Consider the following 16,170-nt stretch of genomic DNA (forward strand, 5'->3'; position numbering starts at 1 on the left):
CAGCACATGACACACGACGACGCCGGTTCCTCCCCAGCAGGGGAGGGCCGGCGTTCGGCGTTCGCGCCACCCGCGGGATCAGGCCGGGCGGGGCATGGTCCCGCTGCTCCGCGGCGGCCGGTGGCGGTCGTGGCAGCCGTCGCTGCCGGGGTCGTGGCCGCCGTCTTCGGGACGGTCCTGCACGGCCAGCTGCTCTACGTCGGCGGCACGGCCCTGCCCGTGGGGGCACTCGGTGCGCTGGTCCTCTCGGCGAGCCTGTTCCTGCTCTGCGGATTGTGGGCGCGGAACGTCATGCTGTCGGCCGTGGCCGGAGCCGTGGCGTACGGAGTGGTGGCGATGCTATCGACGTCGTCGAAGACCCTGATCCTCACGGGGACGTCGGAGGTGTCGCCGGGTACCGCCCTGGCGGGAAACCTCTGGCTCTTCGGCGTCCTGGTGGTGACGCTCGCCGCCGTCGTGGGGGGAACGGTCCTGCTGCGGCCGCGACGCGCGGGGATCTGATACAGGAGGCCCGGTTCGTGTGCGTCAGCCTGCCGTGCGGTCGAGGTGGTGCGCGAGCATGATGGACGTCGCCGTGCCATCGGCGTCCGGCTCGCGGCGGGCGTAGTCCTCGAGGACCTCGCGGATGCGTCCCATCATCTCGTCGCGGTGCGCGTCGTTGAGTTTCACGCCGAGACGCCACACATCGATCTCCGACGGCTGGAGGCCCTCGATCTCCTGCAGGAACGTCTCCACGAGGACGGGAGCCGCGTTGGGGATCCGGCTGGTCCACGAGAGGCCCGTGGCGCGGTAGGGGATCTCCTTCGCGCCGCGATTGCCGCTCCGGGCATCATCGGCGGCAAGGAATCCGGTGGACAGCAGGGTCCGCACATGGTGGAGGGAGGTCGCGGGATTCAGCTCGAGGGTCTGCGCGATCTCCTTGTTGGTCCTCGGCCGGTGCAGGCACAGGCGGAGGATACGGAGCCGGACCGGGGAGCTGAGCGCCCTGCCGCGGGCCTGGAGGTCCTCGTCACTATCCATCCCCCGATGATACGGGAGGAGCGTCCAATGATTGACAGGTGCCAATCACTGTGACGCCTCGTGTCCCGGTGCCTCACCGGGAGCGGGGTGCGCGACGGGGCGGCGCCGGAGGGACGGTCTTCGCGGCAGTCACCTCCGCCAGGAGCACGACGTCGTCGCCACGGCGCGTCCGCACCGTGCAGGTGGTGCTGTTCCGGGCCACGAGGTCGCCGAGCGAATCGGTGACGCCGTCCCCGAACCGGCGGCGGACGACGACCCGGGTGCCCAGGGGGAGGGAGGCCAGGAGGGCGACGGGAGTCTGCACCCGTCAAGGGTAGGCCCTGCCGACCGGCCCGGTCAGGTCCGCGCGAGCCGTTGCGTTAAGCTGGAATCCGTACCCCCGGGTGCGTCAGCCGACCCAGTCACCAGGAAAGGCGTGGGAAGTGACCTACGTAATCGCGCAGCCATGCGTGGATGTCAAGGACAAGGCCTGTATCGAGGAATGCCCTGTCGACTGCATCTATGAGGGCGAGCGATCGCTCTACATCCACCCCGACGAGTGCGTGGACTGCGGCGCCTGCGAGCCCGTGTGCCCGGTGGAGGCCATCTACTACGAGGACGACACCCCCGAGCAGTGGGCCGAGTACTACAAGGCGAACGTCGAGTTCTTCGACGTTCCGGCGCCCACCGGGGACGCTCTCGGTTCGCCCGGCGGCGCCGCGAAGGTCGGCAACGCCGGCTTCGACCACCCGATCATCGCGGCCCTCCCGCCCCAGAACCAGCCGGCGTAGGTGGGTCCCGGCGAGCCGGAGGTCACCGGCCTGAACCTGCCGGAGTACCCGTGGGACGCCATGGCGCCCTATCAGGCCATCGCGGCGAAGCATCCCGACGGCGTGGTCGATCTCTCCATCGGGACGCCCGTCGATCCGACACCGGGCCTCATCCAGGCCGCCCTCGCCTCGGCTGCGGATGCCCACGGGTACCCGACCACGCACGGCACGCTCGCGCTCCGCACCGCGATCGGGCAGTGGTTCGCCCGTAGACGCGGGGTTCCGGGCCTCGACCCGCAGGACATCCTGCCGACGGTCGGCTCGAAGGAACTCGTCGCCTGGCTGCCGCTCCTGCTCGGGCTGGGCGCAGGCGACGTCGTCGTGCGTCCCACCGTCGCCTATCCCACCTACGACATCGGTGCCCACCTCGCAGGGGCCACGCCCGTAGCGGCGGATTCGCTCGCCGACCTCCCGGCGGACGTCCGCGGCAGGGTGAGGCTCGTCTGGATCAACTCACCCGGCAATCCGACGGGGAACGTACTGGGCGTGGACACGCTCCGGACGATCGTGGGGGAAGCCCGCGCGCTCGGCGCCGTCGTCGCCTCCGACGAGTGCTACGGCGAGCTGGGCTGGGGTGCCTGGGACCCGGCCGACGGCGGCGAGGCGGTCCCGAGCGTGCTCGACCCTCGCGTCTCCGGCGGCTCGCACCGCGGACTCCTGGCCGTGTACTCCCTGAGCAAGCAGTCCAACCTGGCAGGGTACCGTGCGGCCTTCACCGCGGGGGATCCGGACCTCATCCGGAGCCTCGTGAACTCGCGCAAGCATGCCGGGATGATCGTGCCCTATCCCGTCCAGGAGGCCATGCGGGTCGCCGTCGCCGACGACGCCCACGTCGCGGCCCAGAAGGACGTGTACCGACGGCGCCGCGCCCTGCTCGTACCCGCGCTGGAAGCGGCGGGCTTCACGATCGAGCAGTCCGTGGCCGGTCTCTACCTGTGGGCCTCCAACGGCAGGTCCACCTGGGAGACGATCGGCCGCCTCGCGGAGCGCGGGATCCTCGCCGGACCAGGGGTGTTCTACGGTGCGGCGGGAGAGGGTTTCATCCGGGTGGCGCTGACCGGCAGCGACGAGAGGATCCGCGCTGCCGTCGACCGGCTGGCAGACGCCCCACGCTGAGGTCCCTGCCATTGCTGTTCGACAACGAAGCCCGGCAGGATTAGCGATGGAGGGCTACCGGACGGTAGCGTTTCAGCTGACTGTGCGATTGCCGGAGACGCGTGTCCTCCTGCGTAGCGATGATTGTGGCGACCCCTCGCTCCAGCTCCTGAAGGAGAATCAATGACAGAGCAGAATGCTGCCTCCCTGCACTATGACGGCGGGGAACTCAGCCTGCCACTGGTGCCCGCGGCCGAAGGCAACAACGGCTACGACGTCTCGAAGCTGCTGAAGCAGACGGGCCAGGTCACCTTCGACCCCGGGTTCATGAACACCGCGGCCACCACGTCCGCCATCACCTACATCGACGGTGACGCCGGGATCCTGCGCTACCGCGGCTACCCCATCGAGGAACTGGCCAAGAACTCGAGCTTCCTCGAGGTCTCCTACCTCCTCATCTACGGCAACCTGCCCACGCCCGAGGAGCTCTCGGGGTTCGACGGCCGCATCCGCCGCCACACGCTGCTCCACGAGGAGCTCAAGGGCTTCTTCGGCGGCTTCCCACGGGACGCGCACCCCATGCCCGTGCTGTCCTCCGCGGTCTCGGCGCTGTCCACGTTCTACCAGGACTCCCTCGATCCGTTCGACGACGAGCAGGTGGAGCTCTCCACGTTCCGCCTCATGGCGAAGCTGCCCGTCATCGCCGCCTACGCGCACAAGAAGTCCATCGGCCAGCCGATGCTCTACCCGGACAACTCCATGAACCTGGTGGAGAACTTCCTGCGGCTCTCGTTCGGTCTTCCCGCCGAGCCGTACGACCTCGATCCGATGATGGTCAAGGCACTCGACCTGCTGCTCATCCTGCACGCCGATCACGAGCAGAACTGCTCGACGTCGACCGTCCGCCTCGTCGGCAGTTCGAACGCGAACATGTTCGCGTCCGTGTCGGCCGGCATCAACGCCCTTTTCGGCCCGCTGCACGGCGGCGCGAACGAGGCCGTGCTGAACATGCTCCGCGACATCAAGGCCAAGGGCATGCAGCCCGAGGACTTCATGGAGAAGGTCAAGAACAAGGAAGACGGCGTGAAGCTCATGGGCTTCGGACACCGCGTCTACAAGAACTACGATCCGCGCGCGAAGATCGTGAAGGCCACGGCGCACGACATCCTCAGCAAGCTCGGCGGCAACGACGAGCTGCTGGACATCGCCATGCGGCTCGAGGAGAAGGCGCTGGCGGACGACTACTTCATCGAGCGCAAGCTGTACCCGAACGTGGACTTCTACACGGGCCTCATCTACAAGGCCATGGGATTCCCGGAGAAGATGTTCACCGTCCTGTTCGCCATCGGACGCCTGCCGGGCTGGATCGCGCAGTGGCGCGAGATGATGCAGGACCCCCAGACGAAGATCGGTCGTCCGCGGCAGCTCTACACGGGTGAGGGCGAACGCCACTACCCCGCGAGCTAGCAGCTCGGCCCGACCGGTACGACGACGGCCGCCCACCTCTGCAGGTGGGCGGCCGTCGTCGTACCGGTGTGGGTCAGGAGTCCTCGGGCGCGGTCGCGTATCCCTGCGGGTTGTTCCTCTGCCAGCGCCAGTGGTCCTCGCACATCTCGGCGAGCGTGCGGGTGGCGGACCAACCGAGATCGGCGAGGGCGGACGACGGGTCGGCGTAGCTCACGGCTGCGTCGCCCGGGCGTCGGGGGGCGAACTCGTAGGGGACCTCTCGACCTACCGCGGCGGAGAAGGCGGCGAGGACCTCGAGGACCGAGGAGCCGTTGCCCGTGCCGAGGTTCCACGTATGCACACCGCCGTACGCCACGAGGTAGTCGAGGGCCGCGAGGTGGCCCGCAGCCAGGTCGACGACGTGGATGTAGTCGCGCACACCCGTCCCGTCGGGCGTCGGGTAGTCGTTGCCGAACACCAGGACCTTCTCCCGGCGTCCCACGGCCACCTGCGCCACGAACGGCAGGAGATTGTTGGGGACGCCGGTGGGGTCCTCCCCGATGGTGCCGGAGGCGTGGGCGCCCACGGGGTTGAAGTAGCGCAGCAGGGCGATGCTCCAGCGGGGATCGGCCGCGCCGAGGTCGCTCAGGATGTCCTCGATCTGCTCCTTCGTGCGCCCGTACGGGTTCACGGCGTCGAGCGGCAGCTTCTCCGTCAGCGGTACCTCCTCCGAGGCGCCGTACACGGTGGCGGACGAACTGAACACGATGGTGCGGACGCCGGCGTCGTCCATGACGCGCAGCAGATTCAGCGTGCCGCCCACGTTGTTGTGGTAGTAGTACAGCGGCTTGTCCACCGACTCCCCGACGGCCTTGAGCCCCGCGAAATGGATGACGGCGTCCACCTCCTCCGCCGCGAAGATCTCCCGCAGTGCCGCCTCGTCGAGGAGGTCCGCCCGGTAGAAGACCGGTGCCCGGCCTGCCAGATCCGTGACGCGCCGAAGCGAGGTCTCGGTGGAGTTGAGCAGGTTGTCGACCACAACCACGTCGTGGCCGTTCTCGAGCAGTGTCAGGACGGTGTGCGAGCCGATATAGCCGCTGCCACCGGTAACGAGGATTCTCATGATCCCATCCTAGGTGGGCTCCGGGACGGCTCCGGGGAGCGACTCCTCCGACCGCTCCCCGGCCTCTGGAGCGCCGCCGGTCCGGGGTCTACTGTAGGAGCAGCCTGACCGGTATGAAGGAGGCCCATGTCGTACACCGAGTCCGGATACAGCACGTACTTCACCGTCGACACCTCGGAAGTACTGCTCGTGGCCCTGTACCTCCGCGACAGCGCCGGACTCCGCGGCGCGGGCAGGCCGGCGTTGCCACCCCTCATCCCCGCGGTCCGCAGGGTGGAGACGAGGCGCCTCACGGAGCCCGTCGGCGGGCAGGCGGCCCTGCGGGTCGAATGGGAGGCGTGGTGGCACGAGCTGCTGCGCCACCGCGTGTACGACGCCGTCCTGCCCGCGCCGCCGCTCTTCGAGGCGCTGAACGGCATGGAGTCCCTGAAGGCACTGCTGCGGGCACACTTCGGCGCGGCGATGGCGTGGGCGCAGGAGAGATGTGCCGAATACGCGCTGCACGCCGGGTCGCGCGGCGCGGAGAGCATGGAATACCTCCTCGCGCGCATCATCCAGGAACGGGAACTCGAACTGGGCCGTGCCTCGCGCCGCTTCACGCTCCAGGTGGTGGAGTTGCCGCTCGGCGTGCGGCGCGCCTGGTGGGTGGAACCGGAGACACTGCTCATGTGCCAGGAGCTGTTCGACGACGAGCGGTCCTTCCGGAGCTACGTGGAACCCGTCGTCAGGATGCTGGCCTGAGCAGGAGCAGGAGCAGGAGGCGCACGGTCGTCAGGGCGTGACGCCCGCGACCTCGACGGTGAGGACGCCCGGTTCCGAGGCCGTCTGGGACCAGCCGCCCTCCGCGCGGTCCCAGGCGAGACCGGAGTACGCCACCGAGGTGATGTGCAGCATCGAGGCATTCGCGACGGCCCACTGTGCGGTCGCCCAGCCGAGTGTCCCCGAGACGTCGAGCGTGAGTCGCGTGCCGTCCACGGCGCCGCCGAGCGGGCCGAAGATCTCGTCGGCCGCTGTCGACACGGCCAGGGCGTCCCCGGCTCCCGTGGGCGCGCGCAGGGTGCAGTTCATCGAGGCGGGGGAGTTGCCCGTCAGGGCGGAGGCGAAGGCACGCCCCTCCGGCTCGTGGTCCGCGTACGCCTCCGGATAGGCCGAGCGCTGCACGGTCTGCGCTGCCTCCGTGATCGGGAGCGTCTCGTACCCCGGGACCTGGACGAGTGCATCGTAGAAGGCGCTCGTGGCGTAGAGCGGCGTCATGACCTGTTCCTCGGTGCCCCAGCCCTGAGAGGGTCGCTGCTGGAAGAGTCCGCGGGAGTCCGGTCCGGCGTCGTCCCCGTAGTCGATGTTCTCGAGCCGGGACTCCTGGATGGCGGTGGCGATCGCGATCGACGCCGCCCGCGCCGGGAGCCCGCGGTTCACGGCGACCCCCGAGATCAATGCGGCGTTGCCGGTCTGCTCCGGCGTCAGTTCGAAGGTGTCCGGCCCGACCGTCGCGCTGCAGCGTTCGCGGACCAGGATCTCGCTGCGGTCGAGCTGTCCGAGCGCGACCACCGAGCCCCCGACGACGACCGCGGCGAGGGCGGTGAGCATGGCTCCCGTGCGGAGCCGACGCCTGCGCCGACGGACGGCGGCGGAGGGCTGCCTGGGGGACATGCGTCAGTTGGCGTGCAGGGCCGGGTTGAGCGCGATGCCCTCTCCCGTGCGGGGCCGCGCCTCGACGGCACCCGTGGTGGAGTTCCGCAGGAAGAGGATGCCCGCTTCCCCGGAGAGCGCCGTGGCCTTGACGATGGCGCCGTCCTGCAGGGTCACCTTCGTGCCCGCCGTCAGGTAGAGCCCGGCCTCCACGACGCAATCGTCGCCGAGGGAGATCCCGACCCCGGATTCGGCCCCGAGCAGGCAGCGTTCACCGATGGTGATGCGCTGCTTCCCGCCACCCGAGAGGGTGCCCATGATCGAGGCGCCGCCGCCGACGTCGGAACCATCACCGACCACCACCCCGGCGGAGATGCGGCCCTCCACCATGGAGTGGCCGAGGGTGCCCGCGTTGAAGTTCACAAATCCCTCGTGCATGACGGTGGTGCCCTCGGCGAGGTGCGCTCCGAGTCGTACGCGATCGGCGTCGGCGATGCGGACTCCCGCGGGGACCACGTAGTCGGCCATGCGCGGGAACTTGTCGATGCCGTGGACGGCGACGGGGCCACGCGACCGGAGGGCTGCACGGACGGTCTCGAAGCCGTCGACGGCGGCAGGACCGTGGTTCGTCCAGACCACGGTGGCGAGGAGCCCGAAGACGCCGTCGAGATTGACGGTATTGGGCTGCACGAGCCGGTGGGAGAGGAGGTGGAGCCTGAGGTACGCGTCCTCCGTGCCGGTCGGCGCGGCATCGGGATCGATGGTCAGGTCGACGACTCGCTGGGAGACGTTGCGGGCGTCGTCCGTCCCTGCCGACGCAAGGTCCTCGAGGGTCGTGCGGAGCGCGCCGCGGCCGCCGGCGTCGAGGGCGTCCTCGCCGATCCACGGCGCCGGGAACCAGGTGTCGAGGACCGTGCCGTCCGGCGTGACGGTCGCGAGACCCAGGCCGCCGGCCGTCCGCCGTCGGGTTTCGGGCATGGGGGAGTCCGGGGAGGAAGGCGTCATGGGCAGCAGTCTACCGAGGGATAGGGTGGCAGCATGATTCAGACACCCTCCGCGGAGCTCGATCTGACCTCCGACGTGGCCCACCTGACAGCGGTCCTCCTCGATATCGAGAGCGTGTCGGGTGACGAGCGGGGGATCGCCGACGCGATCGAGCGGGCCCTCCGCCCGCTCGCCCACCTCGAGGTGGTCCGGGACGGTGATTGCGTCATGGCGCGAACGTCGCTCGGACGAAGCGAACGGGTGATCCTCGCCGGCCACATCGACACCGTCCCCCTCCCGTCGACGGCCGGTTCCAGGGGCACCGTCCCCTCGGTGTGGGACGGCGAGGTCCTCTTCGGTCGGGGTGCGACGGACATGAAGGGCGGCGTGGCAGTGCAGCTGGCGCTCGCCTCCGCCCTGACCGAGCCGACGCGCGACATCACGTACGTCTTCTACGACCACGAAGAGGTCGAGGCCTCCCTCAGCGGCCTCGGTCGGGTCGCCGATTCCCATCCGGACTGGCTGGTCGCCGATTTCGCCGTCCTGCTGGAACCGACGGACGGCACGGTGGAAGGCGGCTGCAACGGGACCGCGCGGTTCGAGGTCCGCACCGCGGGCAAGGCCTCCCATTCGGCGCGTGCGTGGATGGGTGTGAATGCCATCCACGGTGCAGCCGAGGTCCTCGTGCGCCTGCGGGACCACGAGCCGGCCACGGTCCACGTCGACGGGCTGGACTACCGGGAGAGCCTCAATGCCGTGAAGATCGTGGGCGGGACCGCGGGCAACGTCATTCCCGACAGTGCGGTGATCGAGGTCAACTACCGTTTTGCTCCGGACAAGGGACCGGAGCAGGCCGAGGAGTACGTGCGGCAGCTGCTCGAGGGATTCGACGTCCGGCGGACGGATGTCGCCGCCGGCGCCCGCCCCGGGTTGCAGCATCCGGCCGCAGCCGCCTTCGTCGCGGCCGTCGGAGCGGACCCGAAGCCCAAGTACGGCTGGACGGACGTGGCGCGGTTCAGTGCCCTCGGCATCCCGGCCGTCAATTTCGGGCCCGGCGACGCTCTCCTCGCGCACACCGACGACGAGCACGTCCACGCCGACGCTGTTCGGGCCTGTCTCCGCGCGCTGGTGACCTGGTTGTCCTGAGGCGTCGCCCTGCTCGGGCCCTCCCTACCGTCGGTCTCAGCCTCCCGCGGGGGCGTCAGCTCGAGCTGGCGTCCATGGCCAGTGCTTCCCGCGCCACCGGCTTCTGGCCCTTCGCCCTGAAGCTGAGGAGGACCGACAGGCGGGTCGCGAGGGTGGACAGAGCGAAGTTGATCACGATGAAGATCGTCGCTGCGACAAGCAGCGAGGGGATCACATTGCCCTCGCCGACACCGAGGCGCCGGGTGTACTGCAGCAGCTCGGGGTAGGTGATGATGAAGCCCAGTGCCGAGTCCTTGAGGATCACGACGAACTGGCTGACCAGGGCCGGCAGCATGGCGACCAGCGCCTGGGGCACCTCGATGGTGCGCAGCGACTGCGACCGCGTGAGGCCGATCGCCATGCCGGCTTCCCGCTGGCCCCTGGGCAGACCGTGGACCCCCGACCGCACCAGTTCGGCGATGACCGAACCGTTGTAGAGGGTCAGGGCGATGATCACGGCGATGAACGGGGCGTCCTGCGGCTGCACCACACCGGACCTGCCGAGCGCGAGCCAAAAGAAGATCATCATCAGCAGCACGGGCACGGCTCGGAAGAACTCGACGACGGTGCCCGCGATCCACCGGACGGGCGCCAGGTTCGAAAGGCGGCCGACGCCGAACACCAGGCCGAACGCGACGGCCGTGACGATCGAGATGCCCGCGGCCTGGAGGGTGTTGAGCAGTCCGGGAAGAATGAAGAACTGCCATGTCCTCGATTCGAGGAAGGGGGACCACATGCTGCCTGTGAGCTGACCGCGCTCGGCAAGGGCCGCGACAACCCACCAGAGGATCGCGAGGGCGATCAGGACGCCGACGATGTTCCCGATCAGGATGACGCGCCTGGCCCGGGGGCCCGGTGCGTCGAAGAGGACCTGCTGTGCGCTCATCGGGCCACCGCCAGTTTCCGTGAGGCCCAGGTGGTGAGGAGGCCGATCGGGATCACGAGGATCACGAACCCCAGGGCGAAGGTGAGGAAGATCGGGATCACGAGGTCCGAGCGGAACTCGATCATGGTCTTCATGAGGCTGGAGGACTCGGTCGCCACCGAGCCGGCGGCAGCGACGGTCGAATTCTTGATGAGGGCGATCAGCACATTGCCGAGCGGGGCGATGGCCCCCCGGAAGGCCTGCGGGAGGATGACGAGGCGGGCCGCGGGGAGGAAGCCGAGACCGATCGCCCGGGCTGCCTCTGCCTGGCCGAGCGGAACGGTGTTGACACCGCTGCGGATGGCCTCGCACACGAAGGCGGCGTGGTAGAGCGCCAGACCCACGATCGCGATGCGGAACAGGCTGGCGTTCAGGTCACCTGCGAGGCTGACCTGCATCACGGAGAACAGCCCGAGGAAGCCGAAGGCCAGGATGATCGTCAACGGGGTATTGCGGAAGATGTTCACGTACGCCGCACCGAACCACTGGAGGCTCGGGATCGGGGAGATGCGGAACAGCGCCAGGACGGTGCCGATCACGAGCGCGAAGATCGCCGCCCAGAACGACAGCTGGATGTTGACCCAGAACGCGGCCGGCACGTCGTAGGTCTCGAACAGCGACAGGTAGTTCTCCACGCTTCACCTCTTTCCTGGTGGGAACACGGCATTGGTGGGGCAGCCCTGAGCGGACCACCCCACCAATGGAAGCGATGCTAGGCGCAGGGCGCCGGCGTCGGTGGGTTCAGGTCCGCGTTGTACTCGTAGTCGGCACCCTCGGTGTTGTTGGTGATCGCGTCTTCCCAGGCACCCTCGTCGATCATCTTGGTGATCGCTTCGTTGATCTCCTCGCAACGATCGGTGCTGCCCTTGGGCAGGCCCACACCGTAGTTCTCCTCGGAGAAGGTGTTGCCGACCACCTTGAACTTGCCGGCGTTGGCTTCCTGCGCGGCGAGGCCGGCGAGGATGATGTCATCCGTGGTGACGGCGTCGATCTGGCCACCGCCCATGGCGGTCACGCACTCGGCGTAGCCGGGCTGCTCGACGAGCTGCACGCCCGGGTACTGGTCCTTGATCTTCTGCGCGGAGGTGGAACCGGTCACCGAGCAGAGGTTCTTGCCCTCGAGGTCCTCGGGCCCCGTGATGTCGCTGTCCGTCGGGACCAGGAGGTCCTGGCCGGCCACGAAGTACGGCCCGGCGAAGTCGACGGTCTCCTTGCGGGTGTCGGTGATGGAGTAGGTCGCGAAGATCATGTCCACCTGGTTGTTGGACAGGAGGTTCTCGCGGTTGGCCGAGGGAGCCTCGACGAACTCGATGTTGTCCTCGCTGACGCCGAGTTCACCGGCGACGTACTTGGCGACGTCGACGTCGAAGCCGGAGTAGGAGCCGCCCTCGTCGTAGCCGAGGCCCGGCTGGTCGAACTTGATGCCGATGCGGAGGGTCTCGCTGCCCGCCTCGCCGCTCGCTTCCGCGGAGCTGTCTCCGCCGCCGCCGCAGGCGGACAGGGTCAGTGCGGCCACCGCAGCCACCGCGGCTGCTGCGTATCGGGTCTTCTGCATTGGTTCTCCTTGGGTCGAGGCCGGGGAGGGCCTGCTGGGTTCGAGTGGAATGCGTGTGGGGTCAGTGCGAGAGGATCTTGCCGAGGAAGTCCTTGGCGCGGTCGCTCTGCGGATTGGTGAAGAAGGATTCCGGTGTGGCCTCCTCCATGATCTGGCCGTCGGCCATGAAGACGACGCGGTCCGCGGCCTTGCGGGCGAATCCCATCTCGTGGGTGACCACGATCATCGTCATGCCCTCCTTGGCGAGGGCCACCATGGAGTCGAGCACTTCGTTGATCATCTCGGGGTCCAGTGCCGAGGTGGGCTCGTCGAACAGCATGACCTTCGGTTTCATGGCGAGCGCCCGTGCGATGGCGACCCGCTGCTGCTGGCCGCCGGAGAGCTGCGCCGGGAGCTTCTGCGCCTGGTTGTCCACGCCCACGCGCTTCAGCAGGGACATGGCGAGCTCCTTCGCCTCGCCGCCCTTCATGCCCTTGACCTTGATGGGGCCCAGCGTGACGTTCTCCAGGATGGACTTGTGCGCGAAGAGGTTGAAGGACTGGAAGACCATCCCCACATCGGCGCGCAGTTTCGCGAGGGCCTTGCCCTCCGCCGGCAGCACCTCGCCGTCGATCATGATCTGGCCGTCGTCGATCGTCTCGAGGCGGTTGATGGCCCGGCAGAGTGTCGACTTCCCGGACCCCGAGGGCCCGATCACGACGACGACCTCGCCGCGCGCAACGTCCAGGTTGATGTCGCGCAGCACGTGCAGCTCCCCGAAGTGCTTGTTCACGTTCGTGAGGGAGACGAGGGGCCTGTCCGAGGACGTTGGCGTAGAAGACGGTTGCGCTTCACGTGTCATGGGAGAAATCTAGCGAACTATTCCCATCCGGCAATACGAAGCGGCGCGGCGACGTCGATTGTGATTCAAGAGCAACCAAATCGGCGGGCAGCGCGGCGTGTTGGCTAGCCTAGGGAAATGTCTCCTTCCCACCAGCCCCTGCCCGACGACGCGCAGGCGTCGACCAGCGCCGACCCCCGCGTGCCACCGGGCCGTGACAGCCCGGCGGACACGACCCGCAGGCGGGGCTCCGTGGAGTTGCGGCGCGCGCAGGCGGCGACGCCGCAATCGGACAACATGCTTCTCGACACCCCGGATTCACGGGCTTTCACACGGACCGATCCCTGGCGGGTCCTGCGCATCCAGAGCGAGTTCGTCGAGGGCTTCGGGACCCTGGCGGATCTGGGGCCGGCCATCAGCGTGTTCGGCTCGGCGCGGACGTCCCGGGATTCCGTGTACTACTCCATGGGGGAGGAGGTCGGCCGGCGGCTCGTGGAATCGGGATATGCCGTCATCACCGGAGGGGGTCCGGGTGCCATGGAAGCCGCGAACAAGGGCGCGTGCGAGGCGGGTGGCGTGTCGGTGGGGCTCGGCATCGAACTGCCGTTCGAGCAGGGGATGAACGAGTGGGTGGACCTCGGTATCAACTTCCGGTACTTCTTCGCCCGGAAGACCATGTTCGTGAAGTACGCGAGCGGCTTCGTGGTTCTTCCGGGCGGGTTCGGCACCCTCGATGAACTCTTCGAGGCCATGACCCTCGTCCAGACGGGGAAGGTCACGTCCTTCCCCATCGTCCTGATCGGCATCGACTACTGGCAGCCCCTCCTCGACTGGGTCGAGGGGACGCTGATCCCGGAGGGCACCGTCTCGCAGAAGGACCTGTCCCTGGTGCAACTCGTGGACACGGCGGAGGAGGCGGTGCGCGTCGTGGCAGCCTCCGCCGGTCACGGGTCGGGCTTCTGAGCCTCCCGGCTCGGTGGCGTGGCCGGTGTGAGCGGTGATTCTGGCACCATAGCGGTGTGACTATCTTCCTGGTGATCCTCGCCATCCTGGTGATGGGTGGCACGGCCGTGCTGGTGTCCGAACGCGGTGCTCCGCTGCCAGGGCGGCGCGGCGCGGGGGAGAGCGTGCGGGAGGCCGGGCGACTGCGGGGGGACGGCCTCGGGCTCGTGGAACCGGTGGCGAGCCTGCCACCCGTCCTGCTCCCCGAGAAGCCCACCGCAAGAGACGTCGACGCCGTGCGCTTCGGCCTCGGGCTGCGGGGGTACCGCATGGACCAGGTGGACGAGGTGCTGGACCGGCTGGCAGCCGCCCTCGCCGAGAAGGACGCCGTCATCGCCGGGCTGCGCGCGGAGTCGGCCGTACCGGGAAGCCGGTGAGCGATCCGGGGCCGGGTACGGACGGCCGCCGGCGCTGTCCCTGGGCCGTTGCGAGCGCCGAGTACGAGCGGTACCACGACGAGGAATGGGGCAGGCCGGTGCGCGGCGAGGCTGCCCTGTTCGAGCGCCTGAGCCTCGAGGCGTTCCAGTCGGGGTTGAGCTGGATCACCATCCTCCGGAAGCGGGAGGCGTTCCGGCGTTGCTTCGCCGCGTTCGACCCCGTGGCCGTCGCCCGATTCCGGCCGGAGGACGTCGAGCGGCTCATGGCGGACACGGGAATCGTGCGCAACCGGCGGAAGATCGAGGCCACCATCGCCAATGCACGGGCCCTCCTGGAACTCGACGGCGAAGGGCTCGGCGGTGTCCTCGCGGCCCACCGCCCGGCCCCGGCGCCCGCGCCCGTCTCACTCTCCGACGTCCCGGCCATCACCCCCGAGAGCACGGCGCTCGCCCGGGAACTCAAGGCCCTCAACTTCCGCTTCGTCGGCCCCACCACCGCCTACGCCATGCTGCAGGCCATCGGCTACGTCAACGATCACCTCCGTGACTGCTGGGTGCGGGACGCGGTCCAGGCGTCGATCGACGCCGCCACGCCGGACATCCACGACCCCCTGCCGTGAGCAGCACGTCGGACGGACCGATCGCGCAGTCCTCGGACACGGCAGCGCCAGGTGCCGCGCGCGTGCACTGGTCCCTGCAGGTCCTTGCGATCTTCCTCGCAGGACGACTGGTCAGCACGCTGATCCTGGTGCGGGCCGCGGCCGGCCAGGGGGTGAGCCCGTGGGCGGAACCCGCGCCGGGGTACGGCACGTTCATCACCTTCTGGGACAGCGGCTGGTACGAGCGCATCTTCCGGGAGGGCTATCCGTCCGTCCTGCCCGTGGACCAGTTCGGGACCGTCGTCCACAACCAGTGGGCGTTCTACCCGTTGTTCCCCGGCGTGGTGCGCGTGCTCGACATCGTGACCGGCCTCGGCTGGGGAATCCTGGCACCCGCAGTCTCGGTGGCAGCCGCAGCCGCGGCCTCCCTGATCGTCTACCGGCTGTTCCTGCTGTACGCCGCGCACCGTGCGGCCCTCGCCGGTGTCGCCGTCGTCTCCTTCGCCCCGGTCGCGGCGATCCTGCAGATCCCCTACGCGGAGTCGCTCCACCTCCTGCTCCTCGCCGCAGCCCTCTACCTGCTCGCCTGCGGACGGTACTACGCCGTGATGCCCGTTGTCGTCCTCATGTGCTTCTCGCGGCCCGCCGGTGTGCCGTTCGCCGTCGCGGTCGGCATCCTGTTCCTCCGGTCCGTGTGGATCGCACGACGGGGCGCGACGGAGGGCGAACGGAGCGGGGCGCGCGACGGCGTGTTCCCGCTGTTCCTGCTCGGGCTGGTCGCCGCCGCGGCCGCCGTGACCTGGCCGCTGATCGCGTGGGTCGCCACCGGCCGCCGCGATGCCTATGTGGCCACGGAGACCGCCTGGCGCGGCGAGCCCCTCGCGCCGTTCCTCCCGTGGTTCGACGCGCCGTCCGCTGTTCTGGGCCCGGTGGCGGGCGGGTTGCTGGTGGTGGCGCTCGTTCTCGGGGCAGTTGCACTATTCTTCACGCACCCGGTCCGGCGCCTCGGCCCGGTCCTCACGGCCTGGTGCGCGGGCTACCTGCTGTACCTCGCCGCCTTCTGGGACCCGCAGTCGAGTACCTGGCGCATTCTCGTCCCGCTCTTCCCGCTGGCACTGGCCGTCGCCACGCCGAGAGGCGGACGCGCCCTGTGGATCGTGGTTCCGATCTCCGTGGTGCTCCAGGTCCTGTGGGTGGACCGGCTGTGGGTCTGGACGCCGTCAGGCCCGGACGGGGACTATCCCCCCTGAGTGTGATCCACAACGCACCGGAATTAGTAGGTGCAGGCCTTGTACTGAATAATGAAAGAAATGTTGTGCACCGCCGGCCCGTCTGATCGGGCATCCGGTCAGGGAGCACTGTTTACTGTCGCGCTACCGCTGACCGCGGTTGCGCCCTGTTGAAAGGGACACCCCCATGGCTGCCATGAAACCGCGAACCGGCGACGGACCGATGGAAGTCACCAAGGAGGGGCGCAGCCTCATCATGCGGGTGCCGATCGACGGGGGTGGGCGGCTCGTCGTCGAACTGAACGCCGAGGAAGCAGGCAACCTCAGGGATTGCCTGCTCACGGTCACGGGCTGACCCAGCCGGATCGGCCC

20 protein-coding genes are annotated in these 16,170 nt (G+C 68.9%); 11 read left to right on the top strand and 9 right to left on the bottom strand.

The genetic code is table 11. The features are described from left to right. The first annotated feature begins 6 nt into the window (after window positions 1–6). Window positions 7–501, top strand: coding sequence for a hypothetical protein (locus FJV46_RS04190; RefSeq protein WP_126130629.1), 495 nt, complete (start codon window positions 7–9; stop codon window positions 499–501). A 24-nt stretch (window positions 502–525) separates the two neighbouring features. Here the strand turns inward: FJV46_RS04190 and FJV46_RS04195 are convergent, their stop codons facing one another. Both FJV46_RS04195 and FJV46_RS04200 read right to left on the bottom strand, forming a co-directional pair. Continuing rightward, window positions 526–1,020: an ArsR/SmtB family transcription factor gene (locus tag FJV46_RS04195; protein ID WP_087029611.1), complete on the bottom strand. Its 495-nt coding sequence runs from the start codon at window positions 1,018–1,020 to the stop codon at window positions 526–528. 73 nt (window positions 1,021–1,093) lie between these two features. Beyond that, window positions 1,094–1,324, bottom strand: coding sequence for a putative acetyltransferase (locus FJV46_RS04200; RefSeq protein ID WP_087029608.1), 231 nt, complete (start codon window positions 1,322–1,324; stop codon window positions 1,094–1,096). Window positions 1,325–1,442: 118 nt separating this feature from the next. Between FJV46_RS04200 and fdxA the strand changes: the two genes are divergently transcribed. From fdxA to FJV46_RS04215, 3 genes are all read left to right on the top strand, one after another. Beyond that, window positions 1,443–1,790, top strand: coding sequence for a ferredoxin (gene fdxA / locus FJV46_RS04205; RefSeq protein WP_087029604.1), 348 nt, complete (start codon window positions 1,443–1,445; stop codon window positions 1,788–1,790). Next, window positions 1,791–2,945, top strand: coding sequence for a succinyldiaminopimelate transaminase (gene dapC, locus FJV46_RS04210; protein WP_256940819.1), 1,155 nt, complete (start codon window positions 1,791–1,793; stop codon window positions 2,943–2,945). Between the two features lie 162 nt (window positions 2,946–3,107). Then, on the top strand, window positions 3,108–4,391 hold the full coding sequence (locus FJV46_RS04215) for a citrate synthase (protein ID WP_087029601.1): 1,284 nt from the start codon (window positions 3,108–3,110) through the stop codon (window positions 4,389–4,391). A gap of 73 nt (window positions 4,392–4,464) precedes the next feature. Here FJV46_RS04215 and galE read toward each other — a convergent pair whose 3' ends face one another. Then, entirely contained in the window at window positions 4,465–5,493 is a 1,029-nt protein-coding gene (gene galE, locus FJV46_RS04220) for a UDP-glucose 4-epimerase GalE (protein WP_087029599.1), read from the bottom strand. Between the two features lie 126 nt (window positions 5,494–5,619). Here galE and FJV46_RS04225 point away from each other — a divergent pair, with 126 nt between their 5' ends. Next, window positions 5,620–6,234 (top strand): hypothetical protein, encoded by a 615-nt coding sequence (locus FJV46_RS04225; protein ID WP_087029596.1) that lies wholly within the window; start codon window positions 5,620–5,622, stop codon window positions 6,232–6,234. A 30-nt stretch (window positions 6,235–6,264) separates the two neighbouring features. On the opposite strand, the gene FJV46_RS04230 is transcribed toward FJV46_RS04225, so the two are convergent. Beyond that, on the bottom strand, window positions 6,265–7,143 hold the full coding sequence (locus FJV46_RS04230) for a hypothetical protein (protein WP_087029593.1): 879 nt from the start codon (window positions 7,141–7,143) through the stop codon (window positions 6,265–6,267). Between the two features lie 3 nt (window positions 7,144–7,146). Further along, on the bottom strand, window positions 7,147–8,127 hold the full coding sequence (gene dapD, locus FJV46_RS04235) for a 2,3,4,5-tetrahydropyridine-2,6-dicarboxylate N-succinyltransferase (RefSeq protein WP_087029590.1): 981 nt from the start codon (window positions 8,125–8,127) through the stop codon (window positions 7,147–7,149). Window positions 8,128–8,160: 33 nt separating this feature from the next. Between dapD and dapE the strand changes: the two genes are divergently transcribed. Beyond that, window positions 8,161–9,252, top strand: coding sequence for a succinyl-diaminopimelate desuccinylase (gene dapE, locus FJV46_RS04240; RefSeq protein ID WP_087029588.1), 1,092 nt, complete (start codon window positions 8,161–8,163; stop codon window positions 9,250–9,252). Window positions 9,253–9,307: 55 nt separating this feature from the next. Here dapE and FJV46_RS04245 read toward each other — a convergent pair whose 3' ends face one another. The 4 genes from FJV46_RS04245 to FJV46_RS04260 form a co-directional block, all read right to left on the bottom strand. Beyond that, a complete protein-coding gene (locus FJV46_RS04245; RefSeq protein WP_087029585.1) occupies window positions 9,308–10,177 on the bottom strand; it encodes an amino acid ABC transporter permease in 870 nt (289 codons plus the stop codon). Then, entirely contained in the window at window positions 10,174–10,851 is a 678-nt protein-coding gene (locus FJV46_RS04250; RefSeq protein WP_087029582.1) for an amino acid ABC transporter permease, read from the bottom strand. The genes FJV46_RS04245 and FJV46_RS04250 overlap by 4 nt, the downstream gene beginning before the upstream one ends. 77 nt (window positions 10,852–10,928) lie before the next feature. Next, window positions 10,929–11,771 carry a glutamate ABC transporter substrate-binding protein gene (locus FJV46_RS04255; RefSeq protein WP_087029578.1) on the bottom strand — a complete coding sequence of 281 codons (843 nt, stop codon included), beginning with the start codon at window positions 11,769–11,771 and terminating at the stop codon, window positions 10,929–10,931. 61 nt (window positions 11,772–11,832) lie between these two features. Continuing rightward, window positions 11,833–12,612, bottom strand: a complete 780-nt coding sequence (locus FJV46_RS04260; protein ID WP_087029576.1) for an amino acid ABC transporter ATP-binding protein — start codon at window positions 12,610–12,612, stop codon at window positions 11,833–11,835. 117 nt (window positions 12,613–12,729) lie between these two features. Here FJV46_RS04260 and FJV46_RS04265 point away from each other — a divergent pair, with 117 nt between their 5' ends. From FJV46_RS04265 to FJV46_RS04285, 5 genes are all read left to right on the top strand, one after another. Continuing rightward, window positions 12,730–13,554 carry an LOG family protein gene (locus FJV46_RS04265; RefSeq protein WP_087029574.1) on the top strand — a complete coding sequence of 275 codons (825 nt, stop codon included), beginning with the start codon at window positions 12,730–12,732 and terminating at the stop codon, window positions 13,552–13,554. A 56-nt stretch (window positions 13,555–13,610) separates the two neighbouring features. Further along, window positions 13,611–13,970 (top strand): DivIVA domain-containing protein, encoded by a 360-nt coding sequence (locus FJV46_RS04270; protein WP_232008423.1) that lies wholly within the window; start codon window positions 13,611–13,613, stop codon window positions 13,968–13,970. After that, a complete protein-coding gene (locus tag FJV46_RS04275; RefSeq protein ID WP_087029572.1) occupies window positions 13,967–14,590 on the top strand; it encodes a DNA-3-methyladenine glycosylase I in 624 nt (207 codons plus the stop codon). The genes FJV46_RS04270 and FJV46_RS04275 overlap by 4 nt, the downstream gene beginning before the upstream one ends. Beyond that, on the top strand, window positions 14,587–15,819 hold the full coding sequence (locus FJV46_RS04280) for a hypothetical protein (protein WP_087029570.1): 1,233 nt from the start codon (window positions 14,587–14,589) through the stop codon (window positions 15,817–15,819). The genes FJV46_RS04275 and FJV46_RS04280 overlap by 4 nt, the downstream gene beginning before the upstream one ends. Window positions 15,820–15,985: 166 nt before the next feature. Beyond that, window positions 15,986–16,153, top strand: coding sequence for a DUF3117 domain-containing protein (locus tag FJV46_RS04285; protein ID WP_087029568.1), 168 nt, complete (start codon window positions 15,986–15,988; stop codon window positions 16,151–16,153). The last annotated feature ends 17 nt before the right edge of the window (window positions 16,154–16,170 follow it).

It is taken from the genome of Arthrobacter agilis (assembly GCF_006494655.1).
GTDB lineage: Bacteria > Actinomycetota > Actinomycetes > Actinomycetales > Micrococcaceae > Arthrobacter_D > Arthrobacter_D agilis.

What these genes read in the sequence shown, in the direction of transcription:
- FJV46_RS04225 (WP_087029596.1), top strand. Translation starts at nt 5,620, where the DNA reads ATGTCGTACACCGAGTCCGGATACAGCACGTACTTCACCGTCGACACC.
- FJV46_RS04285 (WP_087029568.1), top strand. Translation starts at nt 15,986, where the DNA reads ATGGCTGCCATGAAACCGCGAACCGGCGACGGACCGATGGAAGTCACC.
- FJV46_RS04265 (WP_087029574.1), top strand. Translation starts at nt 12,730, where the DNA reads ATGTCTCCTTCCCACCAGCCCCTGCCCGACGACGCGCAGGCGTCGACC.
- galE (WP_087029599.1), bottom strand. Translation starts at nt 5,493, where the DNA reads ATGAGAATCCTCGTTACCGGTGGCAGCGGCTATATCGGCTCGCACACC.
- FJV46_RS04195 (WP_087029611.1), bottom strand. Translation starts at nt 1,020, where the DNA reads ATGGATAGTGACGAGGACCTCCAGGCCCGCGGCAGGGCGCTCAGCTCC.
- dapD (WP_087029590.1), bottom strand. Translation starts at nt 8,127, where the DNA reads ATGACGCCTTCCTCCCCGGACTCCCCCATGCCCGAAACCCGACGGCGG.
- FJV46_RS04215 (WP_087029601.1), top strand. Translation starts at nt 3,108, where the DNA reads ATGACAGAGCAGAATGCTGCCTCCCTGCACTATGACGGCGGGGAACTC.
- dapE (WP_087029588.1), top strand. Translation starts at nt 8,161, where the DNA reads ATGATTCAGACACCCTCCGCGGAGCTCGATCTGACCTCCGACGTGGCC.
- FJV46_RS04255 (WP_087029578.1), bottom strand. Translation starts at nt 11,771, where the DNA reads ATGCAGAAGACCCGATACGCAGCAGCCGCGGTGGCTGCGGTGGCCGCA.
- FJV46_RS04260 (WP_087029576.1), bottom strand. Translation starts at nt 12,612, where the DNA reads ATGACACGTGAAGCGCAACCGTCTTCTACGCCAACGTCCTCGGACAGG.
- FJV46_RS04245 (WP_087029585.1), bottom strand. Translation starts at nt 10,177, where the DNA reads ATGAGCGCACAGCAGGTCCTCTTCGACGCACCGGGCCCCCGGGCCAGG.
- FJV46_RS04230 (WP_087029593.1), bottom strand. Translation starts at nt 7,143, where the DNA reads ATGTCCCCCAGGCAGCCCTCCGCCGCCGTCCGTCGGCGCAGGCGTCGG.
- FJV46_RS04190 (WP_126130629.1), top strand. Translation starts at nt 7, where the DNA reads ATGACACACGACGACGCCGGTTCCTCCCCAGCAGGGGAGGGCCGGCGT.